The organism is Vibrio stylophorae, assembly GCF_921293875.1.
GTDB lineage: Bacteria > Pseudomonadota > Gammaproteobacteria > Enterobacterales > Vibrionaceae > Vibrio_A > Vibrio_A stylophorae.
Genome location: NZ_CAKLDI010000001.1, coordinates 2,744,581 through 2,762,773 on the forward strand (window position 1 = coordinate 2,744,581; position 18,193 = coordinate 2,762,773).

The 18,193-nt window shown below is 42.2% G+C and carries 16 protein-coding genes; 6 read left to right on the forward strand and 10 right to left on the reverse strand.

All coding sequences use genetic code 11. The annotated features are described in order from the left end of the window. Positions 1–60 precede the first annotated feature (60 nt). The 3 genes from tdh to L9P36_RS12870 form a co-directional block, all read right to left on the reverse strand. Positions 61–1,092, reverse strand: coding sequence for an L-threonine 3-dehydrogenase (gene tdh, locus L9P36_RS12860; RefSeq protein WP_237467647.1), 1,032 nt, complete (start codon positions 1,090–1,092; stop codon positions 61–63). Next, a complete protein-coding gene (locus tag L9P36_RS12865) occupies positions 1,089–2,282 on the reverse strand; it encodes a glycine C-acetyltransferase (protein WP_237467649.1) in 1,194 nt (397 codons plus the stop codon). The genes tdh and L9P36_RS12865 overlap by 4 nt, the downstream gene beginning before the upstream one ends. A 127-nt stretch (positions 2,283–2,409) precedes the next feature. Beyond that, complete coding sequence (locus L9P36_RS12870) at positions 2,410–3,042, reverse strand: TetR/AcrR family transcriptional regulator (RefSeq protein ID WP_237467650.1); 633 nt, start codon at positions 3,040–3,042, stop codon at positions 2,410–2,412. Positions 3,043–3,235: 193 nt separating this feature from the next. Here L9P36_RS12870 and rfaD point away from each other — a divergent pair, with 193 nt between their 5' ends. Then, a complete protein-coding gene (gene rfaD, locus L9P36_RS12875) occupies positions 3,236–4,180 on the forward strand; it encodes an ADP-glyceromanno-heptose 6-epimerase (RefSeq protein WP_237467652.1) in 945 nt (314 codons plus the stop codon). A gap of 15 nt (positions 4,181–4,195) precedes the next feature. Next, positions 4,196–5,155 carry a lauroyl-Kdo(2)-lipid IV(A) myristoyltransferase gene (gene lpxM / locus L9P36_RS12880; protein WP_237467654.1) on the forward strand — a complete coding sequence of 320 codons (960 nt, stop codon included), beginning with the start codon at positions 4,196–4,198 and terminating at the stop codon, positions 5,153–5,155. Between the two features lie 31 nt (positions 5,156–5,186). On the opposite strand, the gene L9P36_RS12885 is transcribed toward lpxM, so the two are convergent. Further along, positions 5,187–5,765: an acyltransferase gene (locus tag L9P36_RS12885; RefSeq protein WP_237467656.1), complete on the reverse strand. Its 579-nt coding sequence runs from the start codon at positions 5,763–5,765 to the stop codon at positions 5,187–5,189. A 306-nt stretch (positions 5,766–6,071) separates the two neighbouring features. Here L9P36_RS12885 and waaF point away from each other — a divergent pair, with 306 nt between their 5' ends. The 4 genes from waaF to L9P36_RS12905 are packed head-to-tail and all read left to right on the forward strand — an operon-like array spanning position 6,072 to position 10,530. Continuing rightward, positions 6,072–7,106 (forward strand): lipopolysaccharide heptosyltransferase II, encoded by a 1,035-nt coding sequence (waaF, locus tag L9P36_RS12890; protein WP_237467665.1) that lies wholly within the window; start codon positions 6,072–6,074, stop codon positions 7,104–7,106. Further along, the gene (waaA, locus tag L9P36_RS12895) at positions 7,103–8,404 is read left to right on the forward strand and encodes a lipid IV(A) 3-deoxy-D-manno-octulosonic acid transferase (RefSeq protein ID WP_237467667.1); all 1,302 of its coding nucleotides are present in this window, start codon (positions 7,103–7,105) and stop codon (positions 8,402–8,404) included. The genes waaF and waaA overlap by 4 nt, the downstream gene beginning before the upstream one ends. Further along, on the forward strand, positions 8,401–9,105 hold the full coding sequence (locus tag L9P36_RS12900) for a glycosyltransferase family 25 protein (protein ID WP_290368699.1): 705 nt from the start codon (positions 8,401–8,403) through the stop codon (positions 9,103–9,105). Before waaA ends, L9P36_RS12900 begins: the two co-directional genes overlap by 4 nt. Before the next feature lie 3 nt (positions 9,106–9,108). Then, positions 9,109–10,530 (forward strand): capsular polysaccharide export protein, LipB/KpsS family, encoded by a 1,422-nt coding sequence (locus L9P36_RS12905; protein WP_237467674.1) that lies wholly within the window; start codon positions 9,109–9,111, stop codon positions 10,528–10,530. A gap of 738 nt (positions 10,531–11,268) precedes the next feature. Here the strand turns inward: L9P36_RS12905 and pseI are convergent. Genes pseI through pseC form a run of 6 tightly spaced genes read right to left on the reverse strand, consistent with a single transcriptional unit; the run spans position 11,269 to position 18,192 of the window. Next, entirely contained in the window at positions 11,269–12,306 is a 1,038-nt protein-coding gene (gene pseI, locus L9P36_RS12910) for a pseudaminic acid synthase (protein ID WP_237467676.1), read from the reverse strand. 9 nt (positions 12,307–12,315) lie between these two features. Continuing rightward, entirely contained in the window at positions 12,316–13,020 is a 705-nt protein-coding gene (locus tag L9P36_RS12915) for a hypothetical protein (protein WP_237467678.1), read from the reverse strand. A gap of 9 nt (positions 13,021–13,029) precedes the next feature. Continuing rightward, positions 13,030–15,216 carry a UDP-4-amino-4,6-dideoxy-N-acetyl-beta-L-altrosamine N-acetyltransferase gene (gene pseH, locus L9P36_RS12920; RefSeq protein ID WP_237467679.1) on the reverse strand — a complete coding sequence of 729 codons (2,187 nt, stop codon included), beginning with the start codon at positions 15,214–15,216 and terminating at the stop codon, positions 13,030–13,032. After that, positions 15,203–16,330 carry a UDP-2,4-diacetamido-2,4,6-trideoxy-beta-L-altropyranose hydrolase gene (pseG, locus tag L9P36_RS12925; protein WP_237467681.1) on the reverse strand — a complete coding sequence of 376 codons (1,128 nt, stop codon included), beginning with the start codon at positions 16,328–16,330 and terminating at the stop codon, positions 15,203–15,205. The genes pseH and pseG overlap by 14 nt, the downstream gene beginning before the upstream one ends. Continuing rightward, positions 16,331–17,023 (reverse strand): pseudaminic acid cytidylyltransferase, encoded by a 693-nt coding sequence (pseF, locus tag L9P36_RS12930; RefSeq protein WP_237467683.1) that lies wholly within the window; start codon positions 17,021–17,023, stop codon positions 16,331–16,333. Then, a complete protein-coding gene (gene pseC, locus L9P36_RS12935; RefSeq protein WP_435532748.1) occupies positions 17,023–18,192 on the reverse strand; it encodes a UDP-4-amino-4,6-dideoxy-N-acetyl-beta-L-altrosamine transaminase in 1,170 nt (389 codons plus the stop codon). The genes pseF and pseC overlap by 1 nt, the downstream gene beginning before the upstream one ends. Position 18,193 lies beyond the last annotated feature (1 nt).

The following is an 18,193-nucleotide window of genomic DNA, read 5'->3' on the forward strand; positions in this document are numbered from 1 at the left end:
ATTACAAGCCACAAAAAAGCCGCATTTTTATGCGGCTTTTTTATTGTGCAAATCGCGTGATCAATCCCAGTTCAAAATCACTTTGCCTGATTGACCCGAGCGCATCACATCAAAACCCGCTTGGAAATCATCAATCGCATAGTGATGGGTAATAATCGGGCTAATATCTAAACCTGATTGCAGCAAGCTGGCCATTTTGTACCAAGTTTCAAACATCTCACGGCCATAAATTCCTTTGATGATCAGCCCCTTAAAAATGACCTGATTCCAATCAATGCCCATATCAGATGGTGGAATGCCAAGTAGCGCAACCTTACCGCCATGATTCATGTTACTTAGCATGCTATTAAATGCAGAAGGTACACCTGACATCTCAAGACCCACATCAAAGCCTTCAGTCATTCCCAGCTCGGTCATCACATCTTTTAGATCGGTATTGGCCACATTCACCGCGCGGGTCACACCCATTTGGCGCGCTAGATCCAAACGGTACTCATTGACATCGGTGATCACCACATGGCGTGCGCCAACATGACGTGCCACCGCCGCAGCCATAATACCAATGGGGCCTGCACCAGTAATCAGTACATCTTCACCGACTAAATCAAAAGACAGCGCAGTGTGCACTGCATTACCAAATGGGTCGAAAATCGAAGCAAGATCATCACTGATACCTTCAGGAATCTTAAAGGCATTAAAGGCGGGAATAACCAGATACTCGGCAAAAGCACCTTCGCGATTCACACCCACACCCACGGTATTACGGCATAAATGCGTACGACCTGCGCGGCAGTTACGACAATGCCCACAGGTGATATGACCTTCGCCAGAGACGCGATCGCCAATAGCAAAACCGCGCACCTCTTGGCCCATAGCCACCACTTCACCGACATATTCATGACCCACAACCATGGGAACAGGAATGGTACGCTGCGACCACTCATCCCAGTTGTAGATGTGCACATCGGTGCCGCAAATGGCTGTTTTACGAATTTTAATCAGCAGATCGTTGTGACCCAAAGTTGGCTCATCCACTTCGGTCAGCCAAATCCCCGGTTCCGCTTTCAGTTTGGCAAGGGCTTTCATACTCATGCAATCACCCCAAGCTCTTTACCCACAGCAATAAAGGCATCAATCGCAAAGTCGAGTTGCACCATAGTATGCGCAGCAGACATTTGCGTGCGAATACGCGCTTGCTCGCGTGGCACCACTGGGAACGAGAAACCAACAACATAAATACCGCGTTTAAGCATGCGATCAGCAAACTCAGCCGCTAATTTCGCATCACCTAGCATCACCGGAATAATCGCGTGATCGGCACCTGCAAGCTGAAATCCAGCGTCACTCATACGGCGGCGGAAATGCGCTGCATTGCGCCATAGGTTATCGCGCAGCTCACCACTTTCAGCAAGCAGGTCAATCACTCGGGTTGAAGCCGCCACAATGGCTGGCGCCAGTGAGTTGGAGAAAAGATAAGGGCGTGAGCGCTGGCGAAGCCAATCAATGACAGCCTTTTTCCCTGAGGTATAACCGCCAGAAGCGCCGCCCATGGCTTTGCCTAAAGTACCCGTAATAATATCGATGCGATCCATTACATCATGATGCTCGTGAGTACCACGACCATTGGCGCCCATAAAGCCCACGGCGTGAGAGTCATCGACCATCACCAGCGCGTTATATTTATCAGCTAAATCACAAATAGCAGGTAGATTTGCAACCACCCCATCCATAGAGAACACGCCATCAGTAACAATCAATTTGTGGCGCACACCTGCAGCATCAGCCGCTTGCAACTGCACTTCCAAATCAGCCATATCATTATTAGCATAACGATAACGCTGCGCTTTACATAGACGCACACCATCAATAATCGAGGCGTGGTTCAATGCGTCCGAAATAATCGCATCTTCACCATCAAGCAGGGTTTCAAAAAGACCTGTGTTGGCATCGAAACAAGATGAGTAAAGAATGGTGTCTTCCATACCCAAAAAGCTTGAGATTTTTTGCTCAAGATTCAGGTGCGCATCCTGCGTACCACAGATAAAACGAACCGATGCCATACCAAAACCATGGCTGTCCATACCTGCTTTTGCAGCAGCTATCAGCGCCGGATGATTGGCTAAGCCCAAGTAGTTATTGGCACAAAAATTAAGAACTTGCTGCTCACCAACGGCAACTTGTGCTTGTTGAGCAGAGGTAATGGTGCGCTCTGATTTATACAAACCATCGGCTTTGACTTGCGCGAGCTGTTGCTCGAGCTGTTGATAAAATGCGGCAGACATTGCGTACTCCAAAGACGCAGTGATTTAGCATAATTTTTGCACATATTCTCACTGCGTGGCGTGTTATATGGTAGAAAGCCGCATTTTAAGGAGCTTTTGCTTTGGGTGTCGATATGACAACGAAGCCTTATTGATCCTGATCTCGGTATTTTTGTTCTAGCTGAGCAATATAGCGACGTCCCGCATCTGTCGCGATAGGTCGAATGACCCCAAGTTGATGTTTTACACCGGCGGAGATCACCGCTTTATCAATACTGCCACCACATTGCGCGCTGTGATAGCTGATCCAACTTGACGCAACAATCTTCAAAGTCGCAACAAAATCATCTACATCATCATTACGCAGCTCAATCAAACCTTCAGCACGCGCAGACTCGACCAAGGCGGTAATTTGCGTTGAGAGTGTGCGTTGAGTTTGCGCGTAATCTTGCTGCATTTGCTCATTACGACTCAAAATATCAGGCAAGTTGGCGTAGAAAAAACGGTAGCGCCACATCAGCATAAACAACGCATCAAAATAGTCAGACATGTGTGCCACGGTACTGGCCTGGCTGTCCTGCGGCGAAAAGTGGCTAAGAAGATCGTCACTGTATTGGCGTAGAATTGCCGCCAAAATCTGTTCTTTGTTGCGAAAGTGATAATAGAGATTACCAGGGCTCATATTGAGCTCAGCGGCAATGTGGTTAGTGGTAATGGCACGCTCTCCGCGTGCATTCATCAATTGAAGCGCGGCATCCAAAATGCGCTGTTTGGTACTCATGACGATTGGCATCCCGTAAAATTGAATCGTCAGTTTATCATGAAATTTCACCGCCTCCGCCAGTTCTTCTATCCCTATATATGGCACGCAATCATCACTATTCTGATAGCAAAGTTACTGGTCAAAATATGGTTTGCCTGACGCTTCAATGCTATAGTCGCAGCAACGCATTTTCTGGCGAATAGGTAGAAGTATGATTATTGTCACTGGTGGCGCCGGCATGATCGGCAGCAACTTGGTTAAAGCGCTGAACGAGCAAGGCTTCAACGATATTTTAGTGGTCGACAACCTAAAAGATGGCACCAAGTTTGCCAACTTAGTGGACCTCGACATCACCGACTATATGGACAAAGAAGATTTTCTGGTTCAAATCATGTCTGGTGAAGAGTTCGGCCCAATTGAAGCGGTTTTCCACCAAGGTGCTTGCTCTGCAACCACTGAGTGGGATGGCAAATACATGATGCACAACAACTATGAGTACTCAAAAGAGTTGCTGCATTACTGCCTTGAGCGCGAAATTCCATTCCTATACGCATCATCTGCTGCGACCTACGGTGGCCGCGACCATGACTTTATTGAAGAGCGTCCCTATGAAGGTGCACTAAATGTCTATGGTTACTCTAAACAGCAGTTTGATAATTATGTTCGCCGCCTATGGCTTGATGCCGAAGCGCATGGTGAAAAACTATCGCCAATTACAGGTTTTCGTTACTTCAACGTCTATGGCCCACGCGAACAACACAAAGGCAGCATGGCCTCTGTCGCGTTTCACTTGAATGGTCAAATTCTTAAAGGCGAAAATCCAAAACTGTTTGAAGGCAGCGATACCTTTAAGCGTGATTTCGTTTATGTCGGTGACGTATGCAAAATGAACCTTTGGTTCTGGCAACACGGCGTTTCAGGCATCTTTAACTGTGGTACAGGCAATGCCGAACCGTTCCGCGAAGTCGCCAACGCCGTGATCAAATTCCATGGCAAAGGTGAAGTGGAAGAGATTCCATTCCCAGAGCACCTAAAAGGTCGTTACCAAGCCTTCACTCAGGCTGATTTAACGAAAGTGCGCGCCGCAGGTTACAGCGAAAGCTTCAAGTCCGTTGCTGAAGGTGTTGCGGAATATATGGCGATCATCAACAAATAAGATAATGGAGGAGCCATGCTCCTCCCCTTTTCTATGCATTCCAATCCAGACTCAAAACTTTTTAATCCCACCTTTGAATGGCGATTTTTACAGCCCAAATTTTGGGGCGTATGGCTGGCGATTCCACTCGGTGTATTGATATCCCTAACGCCATTGGCTTTTCGCCGCTGGCTCGCTGGGAAAATAGCCAATCGCTTGGTTAATCTCAACAACCTAGCTAAACGTCGCGCCATGGTGAATATTGAACTTTGCTTTCCGGAAAAAACGGAAGCGCAAAGAAAAGAGCTGCTGCGTCAAAGCTATCATGTCGCTTGTGCCATGGCGCTGAGCTTTTGCGCGCTTTGGATTCGCTCACGCAAACATCTTGATCGCATCACCCATATTGAAGGTGAGCAACACTTGATGCCACTTTTAGAGCGAGGTGAGAAGATCATCTTGCTGGTACCACACACTTGGCCCATTGATATTCCTGCGATCTATTTTGCCAGCAAAGGCTACCCGATGTTGGCAATGATTCGTCCGCAGAAAAACCCAATGGCTGATTGGCTGATGCATCGTCAGCGTATGCAGTATGGTGGCCGTATATTTCCACGTGATGCGGGGATTAAGCCGTTTATTCGCTCTATCAAAGAGGGTTACATGGCTTATTACTTACCGGATGAAGATCATGGCCCAGCGCAAAGTGAGTTTGTGCCTTTTTTTGCCACTGAAAAAGCAACTTTAAAAGGCTTTGGTAAACTAGCCCGCCTTTCAGGCGCCACAGTCGTGCCATTGATGCCAGGTTATGATTTGCAAAGCGGTCAATTTACCATGCGCATCGACCCGCCCTTCACAGATTTTCCAACGGGCGACGAGCATAATGATGCACAGCGCATGGCCAAACAAATTGAAACCTTTATTAGCGATGCACCAGAGCAATATATGTGGATTTTGAATATTCTGCGCAGTGCGCCGGATGGTTCCATTCGCTATTAGCATAACGCCGTAATATGCGGCGTTATGTACACTAATCGGAAAAATACTTGTTCATCATAGTTCCGATTTCTTTCGCAGGATTCCCCCCTAAGATCACTTCGGCAGGATAAGAGGAAACCACATGAGCACCTGCAGAAACAACGGAGTTATCGCCAAGAGCAACCCCTTTCATCACTGTCGCTTTTGCACCAACCCACACTCGATTACCAATGTTAATGCTACGATTTTCATTTAATCGAGAGCCATTCTCGTCCATGATTGGGTGAAAATCCGTATCCATAAACAATGTGTTCCATGAAACCAAGCAACCTTGACCAAAGGTAATTTCACGCGCACATACAATAGATGATTCACCACTAAAATTACACCGTTCACCAAAGCTCAACTTGCCAGAAACATACAAGCGGCAACCCGTACCAATCTTAACTCTATTACCAAAACTAACCTGTGCGTTCTTTTTTAAAGACCAGATAAACCGTGAATATCGATTATCAGCAATTTGAACCTGACCAAATCCAAGTCGAATTTTTCCAAATTTAGCATCTGCAGGAATTGATACCCGCCCCCCTAACTTGTCAAATTTTGTACGGTGACAGACTAAAATTGGCATTCTGATTGCCATTAAAAATGGTAAATAATAAAAATTAAAAAATAAAGATTTAGGAACACACCGAAGATAATAATAAAACTTACACACAGTTATTCTCAACAAAATAAACCTGTAACACTAGTTGTAATAATATACTCATACTATTTGTGATATACAAACAAATAGACGTTGACCAAATCGAAAATTAAACCCAATCTATTTGAATTCCCCTCTTCCTAACATTACAATTCGAAGGTTATCTAGAGAAAATTCATACCAGTTTCGGTGCCTCGAATCAAAGACGCATCACGCAAGGAGTCGTTATCCGTGAAAATTTTGGTTATTGGTCCATCATGGGTCGGCGATATGGTGATGTCGCAGAGCCTCTACCGTGAGCTCAAACGCCTTCATCCAAATGCACAAATTGATGTAATGGCTCCAGGCTGGTGTAAACCCATTTTGGCACGCATGCCTGAAGTCAATCAGGCGATTGAGATGCCACTAGGCCATGGCGCTTTTGATCTTAAAACTCGCTACCAACTAGGTAAATCGCTACGCCAACAAGGCTATAGCCAAGCTTATGTGTTACCTAACTCAGCGAAATCTGCATTGATCCCATGGTTTGCCAACATCCCAACTCGTACTGGCTGGAAAGGAGAAATGCGCTACGGTTTGCTCAATGATTTACGACCAAATCGTAAGGTCTTTCAATATATGGTTGAGCGCTATGTCGCCTTGGCGCATTCAAAAGATACCATGCTTGCAACCGTACACCTTGAAACATGCTTAACCCCGCTGCTCACAAGCACGACAGAGCAGCAGCAACAAGCCATGCAAGCACATCAACTAAGTGATGAGCGTCCAACATTAGGACTTTGCCCTGGCGCTGAGTTTGGCCCAGCAAAACGCTGGCCTGAACAGCACTATGCCGCGGTGGCGCGCGATGCAATCGAGCATGGCAAGCAAGTGTGGCTATTTGGCTCAGCCAAAGATCGCCCCGTATGCGATGCGATTCGCAATCAACTCACACCTGAGCAGCAGACCCATTGCGTTAATTTAGCCGGTCAAACCAGCCTTATTGAAGCCGTTGACCTCATTGCGCATTGTGAACAAGTAGTGAGTAATGATTCAGGCTTGATGCATGTTGCCGCTGCTGTGGGCTGTCAGCTTGTTGGCGTTTATGGTTCAAGCTCACCCAAATATACACCGCCACTGGCAAAAGAGTTCGCCATGGTACATACCGATATTGAATGCCGCCCTTGTTTCAAACGCGAATGCCCCTACGGTCATTTAAAGTGTCTGACTGAACTTGAACCGCAGCGCGTGATTGAATCACTGAAAAAATTGGCAGAAAAAGCATGATTCGCTTTTTATATACCCTGCTACTCAGCCTGATTAGCCCAATCTTATTATTTGGGCTGTATCGCAAGCGGCCGAATAAACCCGCCATCGGTCCACGCTGGGTCGAGCATTTTGGCAACGTCAAAGCGTGCACTGAGAATCATCAAAAGCCTATTTGGTTGCATACGGTCTCTGTGGGCGAAGCTATTGCTGCAAAGCCTTTAATGATTGAGCTACTAAAACAATATCCGACGCGCCACCTATTGGTCACCACCACCACCACCACGGGCGCTGCAGAAATCGCAAAAATTCAACAGCAGCTTCAAAAGCAAAGCGAAGACCAAGCACAACGGCTCCATCACCGTTACGCACCTTTGGATTTTCCTTTTGCGGTGAAGCGCTTTTTATCACGCATCAACCCAAGCTCGCTGCTAATCATGGAAACGGAGCTGTGGCCAAATCTTTTGACGCTCACAGCAAAAAAAGAGATCCCAATTACCATTCTCAATGCGCGCTTATCTGAAAAATCTTGTCGCAACTACGGCAAAATCAAGCCGCTTTTTAAACTCATCGCCAAACAGATCAGCCAGATTCTTTGCCAATCACAAGCGGATGCTGATCGCTTTGCGCGTCTTGGCGTAGCAACAGAAAAACTGCATGTCACGGGCTCCATCAAGTTCGATATTCAAATTTCAGATGAGACTAAAGCCGCAGGGAAAGCACTGCGCCAACAATTAGGACTAACGCGTCCAATTTGGATTGCCGCGAGCACACACAAAGGTGAAGATGAACAAGTGCTTGAAGCGCATCGGCAGGTACTTGAAGCGCACCCCAATGCACTGCTCATTTTAGTCCCGCGCCACCCTGAACGTTTTGATGATGTATTCACGCTTTGTCAGCAGCAGAACTTCCACATCATTCGTCGCACAGGCAGTGAAACTGTCAACGAGCAAACTCAAGTTTATCTTGGTGATACCATGGGAGAAATGCTCACTCTAATCGGTGCAGCCGATGTCTGTTTTATGGGCGGCAGCTTGTTAGGTGATAAAGTAGGCGGCCATAATGTACTCGAACCTGCGGCGCTTGGCGTGCCAGTGATCACAGGGCCTAGTTATTTTAATTTTCAGTTCATTATAGATGAAATGAAAAAAAACAATCGTATTACTTTAATAAACAACGACTCCGATTTGTCTGCTGCTATTTCAGAAATAGTCAACAATAAAAAACAGAACATTGTAAAAGCAGATTTCACTCGTTTTACACATACTAAAATAAGCTCTGTATCTATCAGCATAAAGCACTTAGTCAATTATCTATGAAAGTCATAATATTAAACCTGCCTCGCTCTATTGAAAGGCGAGAACGTATGATTAAGTTAATAAATAATCGTATTAACGTCGAGTTTTTCCCTGCAATTGATGCAGCTGAGAGCGATTTTCTATACAAAGAAAGGAGCCAACCGGAAATCACAAAAAAAAGATTTGGGTATGTACTTTTGGACAGTGAAATCGCATGTTTCTCAACTCATATTACAGCATGGGAAAAATGTGCCCAACTAAATAAGCCTATAATCGTCTTGGAAGATAATTGTGAAATTGATGACGTTTTTTTTGATTCATTTAGTCGAATAATTAAACTTGCATCAGAATATGATTATATTAAGCTTGCAGCGACCAGACCCAGAAAATTTAAAATAATAAAAGAAATTTTTGACGGTTATTACATTGGTAAATATAATTCTCGTTGTTGTGGTACAATTGGATACATCATTACACCTAGAGCCGCAAAAAAATTTATTGATGCATCAAAGCATATTGTTGAACCTGTTGATGATTTTATGGAAAAAACATACAAGCATGGCATTCACACCTATTGTATAAAACCAAATTTATTACATCGCGCTGCCGTGCCATCTACAATTGGAACAATGCGGAAGAATAAATCTAGCATTTCCTTTATTGATAAAATCTGTATTGAAATATTCAGACTATACGAACAATATAAAAGCCGAAGGCAGTAATAAATGAGCAAACATATTTTAGCATTGTTACCAATTGGTACTCACAGTCCAAACATAGAACTGACAATTTGCTTTATTAATGAAAAAATACAACAAGGGTATAATTTAACTATCTTGACCTGTTCAGGTGATGGGGACGCTTGTTTATATAACCCTCTCGGCTTACCTTCTACTTGCCGAAGATGTAAAAAAAGAACCCAAGATGCACTTAGCCATATCAAAGGTGATTTCACACTTAAATTCACACAAAAACAAAATGAGTTCGCATTTGATTATCAATCGATAGAAGATCTTAAGTCACTCAAGCATTTAAATTGTCATGTAGGATATTCTGCATTATCTACATACGCCACATTAACTAGAAGTGCAGACATAAACTTCCAGAACGCAAAGACAAGAAAAATAATCAACCTGTATCTTCAAACAGCCTCCCGATTAGCTGAATCTACATTTAACATCATTAACAACTACAACATTGATGAATTTGTTTTATTTAACTCAAGATTAAATACATATCGTTCTTTTTTCGATTTAGCCATCGAAACAGGTAAAGCAACATCTGTTCTTGAGTTTGTTGCATCACAAAAGAAAGCTATAATATTCAAAAACGCGATGCCACATAGCATTGAATACAACTCGCTATTAATTCAAGAGTTATATAAAAACATCGGTCACTTAGAAACCATAACTCGTGGGCATGATTTTTTTGAACGCAGACTTAACTCTCAATTTAGTAATGAAGAATCATACACTAAGCATCAAGATACAAATACACTCCCAATTGAATTCAATGCTAATAATAAAAATATATCTATATTTAATAGCTCGGAAGACGAGTTTATGGCTATTGGCGGCAGCTGGGAAGATAATCGTCTATTTAAAACTCAATATGAAGGTCTCAAATTCATATCTGAATATGCTAAGGATCATTCAACTGTTTTTTTCCTTAGAATCCACCCGAACTTAAATAACACACAGGCATCTTACTTAGAAAAACTATCATCATTGTCTCATGACAAATTTATAGTCATTCCAGCCGATAGCCCCATATCCACGTACACCCTCATGTTGAAGTCTGATGCTGTAATCACATTTGGAAGCAGCATTGGGATAGAGGCAACATATTGGGACAAACCATCAATCCTATTAGGAAACTGCTTTTACCGCCACTTAGGAGTGACCCATACACCAAATAGCATTGAGAAATTAACAAAACTGCTTGATATAACCCCAGCACCGATTAATAACAAATTAGGCTGTTTAAAAATGGCGAGTCACATGATCAATCCAGATGTTAACGTCTGCGGCTACTCCTTTGATGGGAAAAATGCTTTCGTTGATGGTAAATTATTAAAGAGAAAAAAACACCTATTTCAAAAGATAGAATCGAAATATACCAAATGGTACACAAGGGAATTGAGATAGTAATACCCTCTTTAAAGTGCATACGCTTTTAAACACAATCCAAAGCGTATGCATTAGCATGGAGTTTATATTATTTTAGTTGATGAAATTCAGAACCAGATATATTTCAACAAAAAACTAATCCATTTTAACACATGAGATTTCGCTATTATAACACCAATATTAAACACACAATTCAATATACCGAAATCCATATATGAAATTAAATCGTCTATAAGTAATACCTTTCGTATCTCCCCATGAAAAACAAAAACTAGAGTTATTTACCATTGCGATAAGTGTACATATCTAACACTTATACCAAAAATAAATTCACTACTATATTCCATAAAGCAGAAACTATATGATTTCATAAATCACATAAGTTGTTCACTTTATTAGCGGGTAAGTTCTTGATGAAAACATAGAGAAACTTAATAAGTTTACACGAAAAACACCCTCTAAAAAAACACTCAAGGTGTCACCTCCATCAATCTCATATTAAATAAAAAGTATACGAAACTTGCAATTTAGAACATCACATCACCAATCCAATAAACCACTACAACAATTGCTTTTCAAAATAGGGCTTCATTTATCTATAAATGCTTTTCCAAGTTATATAATAATATTAACTGGCACACATGCTGAAACATCAAAAGAACGCTATCGAATAGCATGCCCTATACTAAGCACAATATTTAAATTACTCCCCTATGGTTAATATCAGAGGGTGTTGTAAGAACTCTCCGTTCAACTCTAAGAAAAATGTGAAAATTTCAATGGCGTACCGAACTTTAAATCTTGGGTAGCTTTAGAACCTAAGACAAAATCAAGATATTTAGGTAAAATACCATTACCAGGGCGGATTGAGCGCACATGCTCAGATGTAAACACTTCACCTTGCTTAATATCCTTCACTACGTACAAAGAGCGACGGTGACACTTAGTTTGTAATTCTGCCTCAGTGCTAATAAAGTTTGGCTCACCGAATGCTTCAAATGCCATGTTACAATTCGTAACCAATGCCTTTAGTTCTTCTTTCTCTAACGAGAATGCAGAATCAACACCACCATCAGCACGAGCTAATGTGAAGTGTTTTTCGATAACGCATGCGCCAAGAGCTACAGCAGCAACAGATACGCCAATGTCCATGGTATGATCTGATAAACCAACTTCAACACCAAAGGCTTCTCGCATTACCGCAATGGTCGAAATATTAGCTTGTGAGGCTGGCGTTGGGTAACCGCTCGTACAATGCAGTAATACAATGTCTTCTGCTCCGGCGGCTTTTGCTGCTGCAACCGCTTCTTCAATCTCACCTAAGTTAGCATTACCTGTAGACATAATGATTGGCTTGCCTGTCGCTGCGACTTTGCGAATAAGCGGTAAATCGATCAACTCAAAAGACGCAATTTTATAAGCAGGTGCACCAAGTTCTTCTAGAAAATCCACGGCAGTTGGATCAAATGGAGAACTAAAAATCGTGATTCCTACTTTTTTAGCTTCATCAAACAGAGTCTTGTGCCACTCCCAAGGCGTATGTGCTTGTTCGTACAAGTCATACAGTTTTGCCCCATCCCATAAACCACCACGAATCATGAACTCTTCGCTATCATGATTTATCGTGATGGTATCAGCAGTATATGTTTGTAACTTAACAGCATCAGCGCCAGCTTCTTTTGCCGCTTTAATCAATTCAATTGCGCGATTGATATCACCGTTATGGTTACCTGACATCTCCGCAATAATATATGGCTTATAGCCTTTACCAATTTCTCGAGTTGCAATTTTCATTTTATATCTCTATTTGCTAGTCAGGTATGTGTCTATTTTTTCCAGTGAATCCAAAGCAGGAAGATCTGATGCCGAAACACTCACTTCAAATTCTTTTTCCACTTCCATAATGAAAAGTAGGTGTTTAAATGAATCCCACTCTTCACACTCGGCCATAGAAAGTTGCTCAAAAGGACAATTTGTCTCCGAAACAACATTTTTGTAAATAGACAACAATTTATCTCTTATTGCACTGCTTGGCTTCTGCATAACCATGTTAGAGTCATGAACAATAGAGTTGAAACCTTTAGGATAAGCCTCTAAGAGCTCAAACAAACCATGCACAGGGTGACTTAACATCACGATTTCTCGTCCATCAAAAGCGAAACTCGCCTGAGAAGCTACGATTTCTTTAGCACCGAACTTTTGTATCGCTATCTGTTTTGCCGCGGTAAGATCTTGAACAGCAAAGCAATGGTAAGCATTACCTACCTGACTAAAAATCCCTTTGATTGGTGATGAGTCATCCGCTGAAGATAAAATCTTTATTACACCCATCCCATTCAGATCCACAAATGCGTAGTAGATGCCTTGTGATAGATCGTCTCCCGGCCCTCTTAATAAACGAGCACCTGGAATTGACAAATAGTCTGTTAGTGCAGCGTTTAGGTCTGATGTTATCACCGCAAAGTGATCAACATTGAGCACACCTAAAGCTGAATACATTGCATTCATACTTTCTCTCTATGCATTCCAGTGTATTCTCATAATATTGGACATATCTGGTGAAGTTTGAGTATTTAGATCAAATAACCAGTGATTCCCCTCACCTTGAGAAAAGAGATTATCTTTATACAAGTCCTTTACAGGCAGATTTTTGGCGCTGGCGATATAGCGCCCCACAACCAATCCAACACCTGATTTTTGAGCTTGATATACTAACTGCCCAAGTAATGCTTTTTCAATATCACGCCCCATCACTCGACAAGACATAACAAAGTTGTCAATCACCCACCGGTTTGGTTTGCAAATGATCACTAAAGCAGCGACACCTTCATATTCGTCAGAATATTTATCCTTGGAACGAACGTGCAGAACTCTATATTCTTTCAATGCCATCCAACGCTGCAATTGTTCTTTCGTGTAGCGTGTCGTGGTTGTATTAAATTGATTGGTTTTGTTAAACAACTGAAAAGTACGCTCAAAATTGTCGTTAGACAACGCTTCAATACAAACATCCATATCTAGACTTCGAAGGAAATCGCTGCGATCCGTAAAACTTGTCTGAGCTTTTTGAATATCCACTCGTTTTTTGTATAGCTCGGCACGTCGCTTGTCCGACTCATTAACTTGGCTGACGAAAAGCTCAGGTAAGTGACAAATAAACTGATACCACTCAGCTGGATCATCAGGTAGTTCAGGAACAAACACACCAGGAACATTTCTTCGAACTTCTTCCCTTTCTGCAGGGTTATCATCAATAAAACACAATGATTGCACACCAAGGTTTAGTTCTTGTGCTAACTCTTTAATGTTTTGCGATTTAGGATTCCAGTTAATTCGATGACTAACAAAATCGTCATTTCTTAAACGCATTTCTGGATGAGTAGCAATCGCATCTAACGCTATCTCTTGTGTATTCTTACTGCAAATTGTGAGCAATATGCCTCGTTGTTTTAATGAGTAGAATAGCGCTTGAAGCTCTTTGTATATGTTACCTGGATAATCCCCACCCAATGCAATACCATCTTTACCATCATCGCCAATAATACCTTTCCAAAGTGTATTGTCTAAGTCTAAGACTAAAGCTCTAGCAGACAGCGAATGAGAGGCTAAAATCACACCAATAATGCTCTGACTATACGCTTGCAAGAATTGAGCAGAAAACGGAGCTCGAGCCACATACCAATACTTATTTGAAAAAGATTGGCCTGTACGATGCATTACGGCTGAATACGGTAAAATTTCAATCAGATTTTCAGCTCGTAATTGATAAAGCGTTTCATTCCATTGTTGGATTATCTGATCGATTTTCGAACCTTCCAATTGTTCTTCAATGGAAGAAGGAAAACCTTTTTGAATCGCAAAATCTGCCACATAAACTCGATTTCCACGCATAGCTATCTGTCGAATAAATGACAGATAAGCCGCAATACGAGCTTCGACGTTTAGTAATGACTCTTCCGTGGGTAACGTATAGATATCAGCAAAGAAATCTTCGATACGTTCCAAGAAAATGTAACATGACGAAGGTGTATTTAGTTCAACACGGGCTTTGTCAAGCAAGTCAACTTGATAACGAGCAAAATCAATTTGCTTAATTTGATAGGGAAATTGTGAATATGCCTTAACTTGCTTACGCAGACTCTCAGTCAGAAAATCCGTATTATGTGATGCAAATAAATACAATCCTGCCCGCAAATCCGCTTTATTTTCTGCCCAAACATATTTAATAAAACGCACATTTCGACTACTTTCTACGACGCCTTCCGGAGCTGCACATTCAATAAAGCCAAATTTTTTATGTAGTAGCCAAACAGCTTCGTTTTCCGCAACGACATCACCATACAACTCATATAGACCTAAAACTCGCCCAGCATAGTCAATAACCGCTTTTTCGGCTTCAATCCACACTTGAGTCTTTTGATTTGGGCGTAATGATGCATTATCGAGGTAAAAGCCCCACCAAGCAGTTTTCTTTTCTGCATCAATTCGATTAAAGATGATAACGCCAACTGGAGTATTAGAATCTTGTAAGATCAAAACTCTACGGTCAGAAGATGCAAGCGTTTTATTCCACCAAACTAAATGTTCATCTTCAGATATAACATGACCCGTCAGCATCACTTTACGAACATCAGGATGATTGCGCCAATTACGCACCATCCACTTGTCGTTATCGTCAGCGAGCCGTAAACTAAAATTGGTCATAAATTGAAATCTCTTCTAACTGCCTCACAACTCGCTCACAACCTAATCCATCAACCAGTTGAGAACATTGTTCTGATTGCTTAATCAAAGGCTGAACATTCATGAGCAACTGCCGATATGCATTTTCATAATCATCAGGTGTCAATTGCCCATTTGATCCGAGATAGCTATGACCATTGATTTCATTGAGATCTTCTGCAAGTTGTATTTGATTATGAGCAACCGAACATACTAGGCCAGGAAGCGCTAAAACACATCGTTCCCAAGTCGTTGCACCAACCGCACCGACGTATAAATATGAGGCCGCAAAATAGTCCATCATATTACTAACCTGAATATACAAGGACACTCTGTCGGCATTAATGTCACAAAAGTCTTGCAGTTGCTCTTTATTGGGATTGTTGCTCCCGATAATGACATCAAAATGGTCAGTGCTTTCAACACGCAATAGCCCTTGCAACGCCTTCATGGTTTCATTGGCAATATCAATACCACCAAAAAACAAAACCACCCTACCTTGTTCTAATCTGTGTTGATAAGGAGATAAATGAGATCGAGTCAGACTAAACTCATCTCTGAGTAAAGCGTATTGAGGGCCACATAACCGTGTTGCTGAGCTCAATAAGAGATCGTCATATCGACTTTCCCCTAAACGATAGTAGTTTTGATCCAACAATAGATCGACGCAATGTTCTCTATCAGCCAAATCATCGACTTGCATTGCAAAGCGATAGGTGCCCTTCAATCCGATTTGATATTGTTTTTCGATTGCATAGTGATCGATAATTAGCCAGTCAAACTTCGATTCCGCTCTGTCTGATAAAAATTCGATTAATGCATTTCGGCTTTGATCTATTTCTGACAGATAGTCAACCTCTAGCCAAGAACCATGATTACAATGTGTATTTGAGCACTCTACGTGGTCATCAGGAACTGCTAGCTCAATAACAGGGAAATCTTCACGAACAAAGGCAATAAGATTTCCTTTTAACTTACGACAGACAAATACAACCTCATGCCCTTTTCGCTTTAGCTGTTTTGCTAAGGTCAGCATACGAAAGGTATGACCCGTTCCCACTTTGAGAGACGCATCGACTCGAATCGCAATTAACACTTAAACCTGTCCTGATAGAACTTTAGATAACAACAAAGCGTATTCCCAATCCTCTGGAGTATCTAAATCAACTACTCGTTTTCTTGATATTGGATATGCAATCGCCTTGTTAGAAAACATAGGAATCCCGGCTCGATACGCCTCAGGTTTACCCCAATAAAACTGACCGACATCATGATAGCCAGGCTCTAAATCTTGAGATCGCGTATTAAAATGCTCAGGCTGAAACATTTCCACTCGCCCATTCACAAGCTTTACGCCTCGCTGAATAGGGAACGGAAATTCACATACTGGAAAACAATACTCAGCCGAAGGATTATCGATTAGTGATTGATATGTTGCTTTAATGTCACTCACGTCAATAAAAGGGGCGGTTGCATAGATACAACACAAGTATTCAATTTCCTGCGCTTGCTCTGCAAACCAATCTATCGCATGCAGCAAAACGTCTGCTGTTGTCGCATAATCGTCCGACACATTTTCAGGGCGAAGAAATGGCACCTGAGCACCGTATTGCCTCGCCACCTCTGCGATCTCCTGATCGTCAGTAGAGACAATCACCTGATCAAAACAACCTGATTGTAAGGCCGCCTCAATCGAGTAAGCAATTATCGGTTTACCATTAAAATCTTTGATGTTTTTTCGTGGTATCCGCTTACTACCACCTCGAGCTGGAATAATTGCGATTTTCATTAGCACCCCTGCAAAATTTCAGTAAGCACCTGAACAACTGTATCTTGCTGCTCATCTGTCATTGCATGAAACATCGGCAATGAAATAGCTTCGCGATAATACTGCTCTGACTCAGGAAAATCGCCTACTGTAAAGCCCATTTTTTGGTAATAAGGTTGAGTATGAACCGGAATATAGTGAAGATTTACACCGATTCCTTTCTCTCGAAGACTATCAAATACTTGCTTGTGAGTTAGATCTATCTTGTCTAACTGAAGGCGGATAACATATAGATGAAGCCCTGAATAAGTATTTTTGAGCTGATATGGCAATACGATTGGTAGTAATTTCAGCCGCTGATTATAACGTTCCGCAAGGCGATGGCGAGCCGTAACAAAGCTCTCTAAACGCTTCATCTGAGAAACACCAAGTACAGCTTGAAGCTCGGTCATACGGTAGTTAAAGCCCAAATCAATCTGTTGATAATACCAACCACCGTGGCTTTCACCTTCCATTTGTTCAGAATCTCGAGTGATGCCATGACTACGCAATAAAGCCATTTTATCAGCCAATTCTTTTTGATTCGTCATGACAGCGCCGCCTTCTGCTGTCGTGACAATTTTAACTGGGTGGAAGCTAAATACTGTAATGTCTGAGTATTCGCAATTACCTATCGATAAACCATGATATTTACCGCCAATCGCATGAGATGCATCTTCTACGATTTTAAAACCATACTCTTGCGCTAGCTTGTGAATAGCTTGCATATCACAAGGCTGGCCGCAAAAGTGTACAGGCACCACGACTTTAGGAAGAGTGCCATTCGCTTTAGCTTGAACTAGTTTCTCTTCCAATTTTTTCGGGCACATATTATAAGTCGCAGAATCGATATCAACGAAATCAACCTGCGCACCGCAGTACAAACCGCAGTTAGCTGACGCAACAAAGGTAATTGGTGTCGTCCAGAGCCAATCACCTTTCCCTAACCCCAGCGCAAGACAAGCAATATGTAATGCTGAAGTTGCACTATTCACAGCTAACGCATAACGCGCACCAGTCTGATCTATAAGCGCTTGCTCAAATGCTGGCACTTGAGGCCCTTGAGTCAGAAAATCCGACTTCAAAACATCAACAACACTATCAATATCTTGCTGATTTATATCTTGCTTACCGTAAGGAATCACAACCATT

Coding starts and splice junctions, on each gene's coding strand:
- tdh (WP_237467647.1), bottom strand. CDS start 1,092: ATGAGTATGAAAGCCCTTGCCAAACTGAAAGCGGAACCGGGGATTTGG.
- L9P36_RS12865 (WP_237467649.1), bottom strand. CDS start 2,282: ATGTCTGCCGCATTTTATCAACAGCTCGAGCAACAGCTCGCGCAAGTC.
- L9P36_RS12870 (WP_237467650.1), bottom strand. CDS start 3,042: ATGAGTACCAAACAGCGCATTTTGGATGCCGCGCTTCAATTGATGAAT.
- rfaD (WP_237467652.1), top strand. CDS start 3,236: ATGATTATTGTCACTGGTGGCGCCGGCATGATCGGCAGCAACTTGGTT.
- lpxM (WP_237467654.1), top strand. CDS start 4,196: ATGCTCCTCCCCTTTTCTATGCATTCCAATCCAGACTCAAAACTTTTT.
- L9P36_RS12885 (WP_237467656.1), bottom strand. CDS start 5,765: ATGCCAATTTTAGTCTGTCACCGTACAAAATTTGACAAGTTAGGGGGG.
- waaA (WP_237467667.1), top strand. CDS start 7,103: ATGATTCGCTTTTTATATACCCTGCTACTCAGCCTGATTAGCCCAATC.
- L9P36_RS12900 (WP_290368699.1), top strand. CDS start 8,401: ATGAAAGTCATAATATTAAACCTGCCTCGCTCTATTGAAAGGCGAGAA.
- L9P36_RS12905 (WP_237467674.1), top strand. CDS start 9,109: ATGAGCAAACATATTTTAGCATTGTTACCAATTGGTACTCACAGTCCA.
- pseI (WP_237467676.1), bottom strand. CDS start 12,306: ATGAAAATTGCAACTCGAGAAATTGGTAAAGGCTATAAGCCATATATT.
- L9P36_RS12915 (WP_237467678.1), bottom strand. CDS start 13,020: ATGAATGCAATGTATTCAGCTTTAGGTGTGCTCAATGTTGATCACTTT.
- pseH (WP_237467679.1), bottom strand. CDS start 15,216: ATGACCAATTTTAGTTTACGGCTCGCTGACGATAACGACAAGTGGATG.
- pseF (WP_237467683.1), bottom strand. CDS start 17,023: ATGAAAATCGCAATTATTCCAGCTCGAGGTGGTAGTAAGCGGATACCA.
- pseC (WP_435532748.1), bottom strand. CDS start 18,192: ATGGTTGTGATTCCTTACGGTAAGCAAGATATAAATCAGCAAGATATT.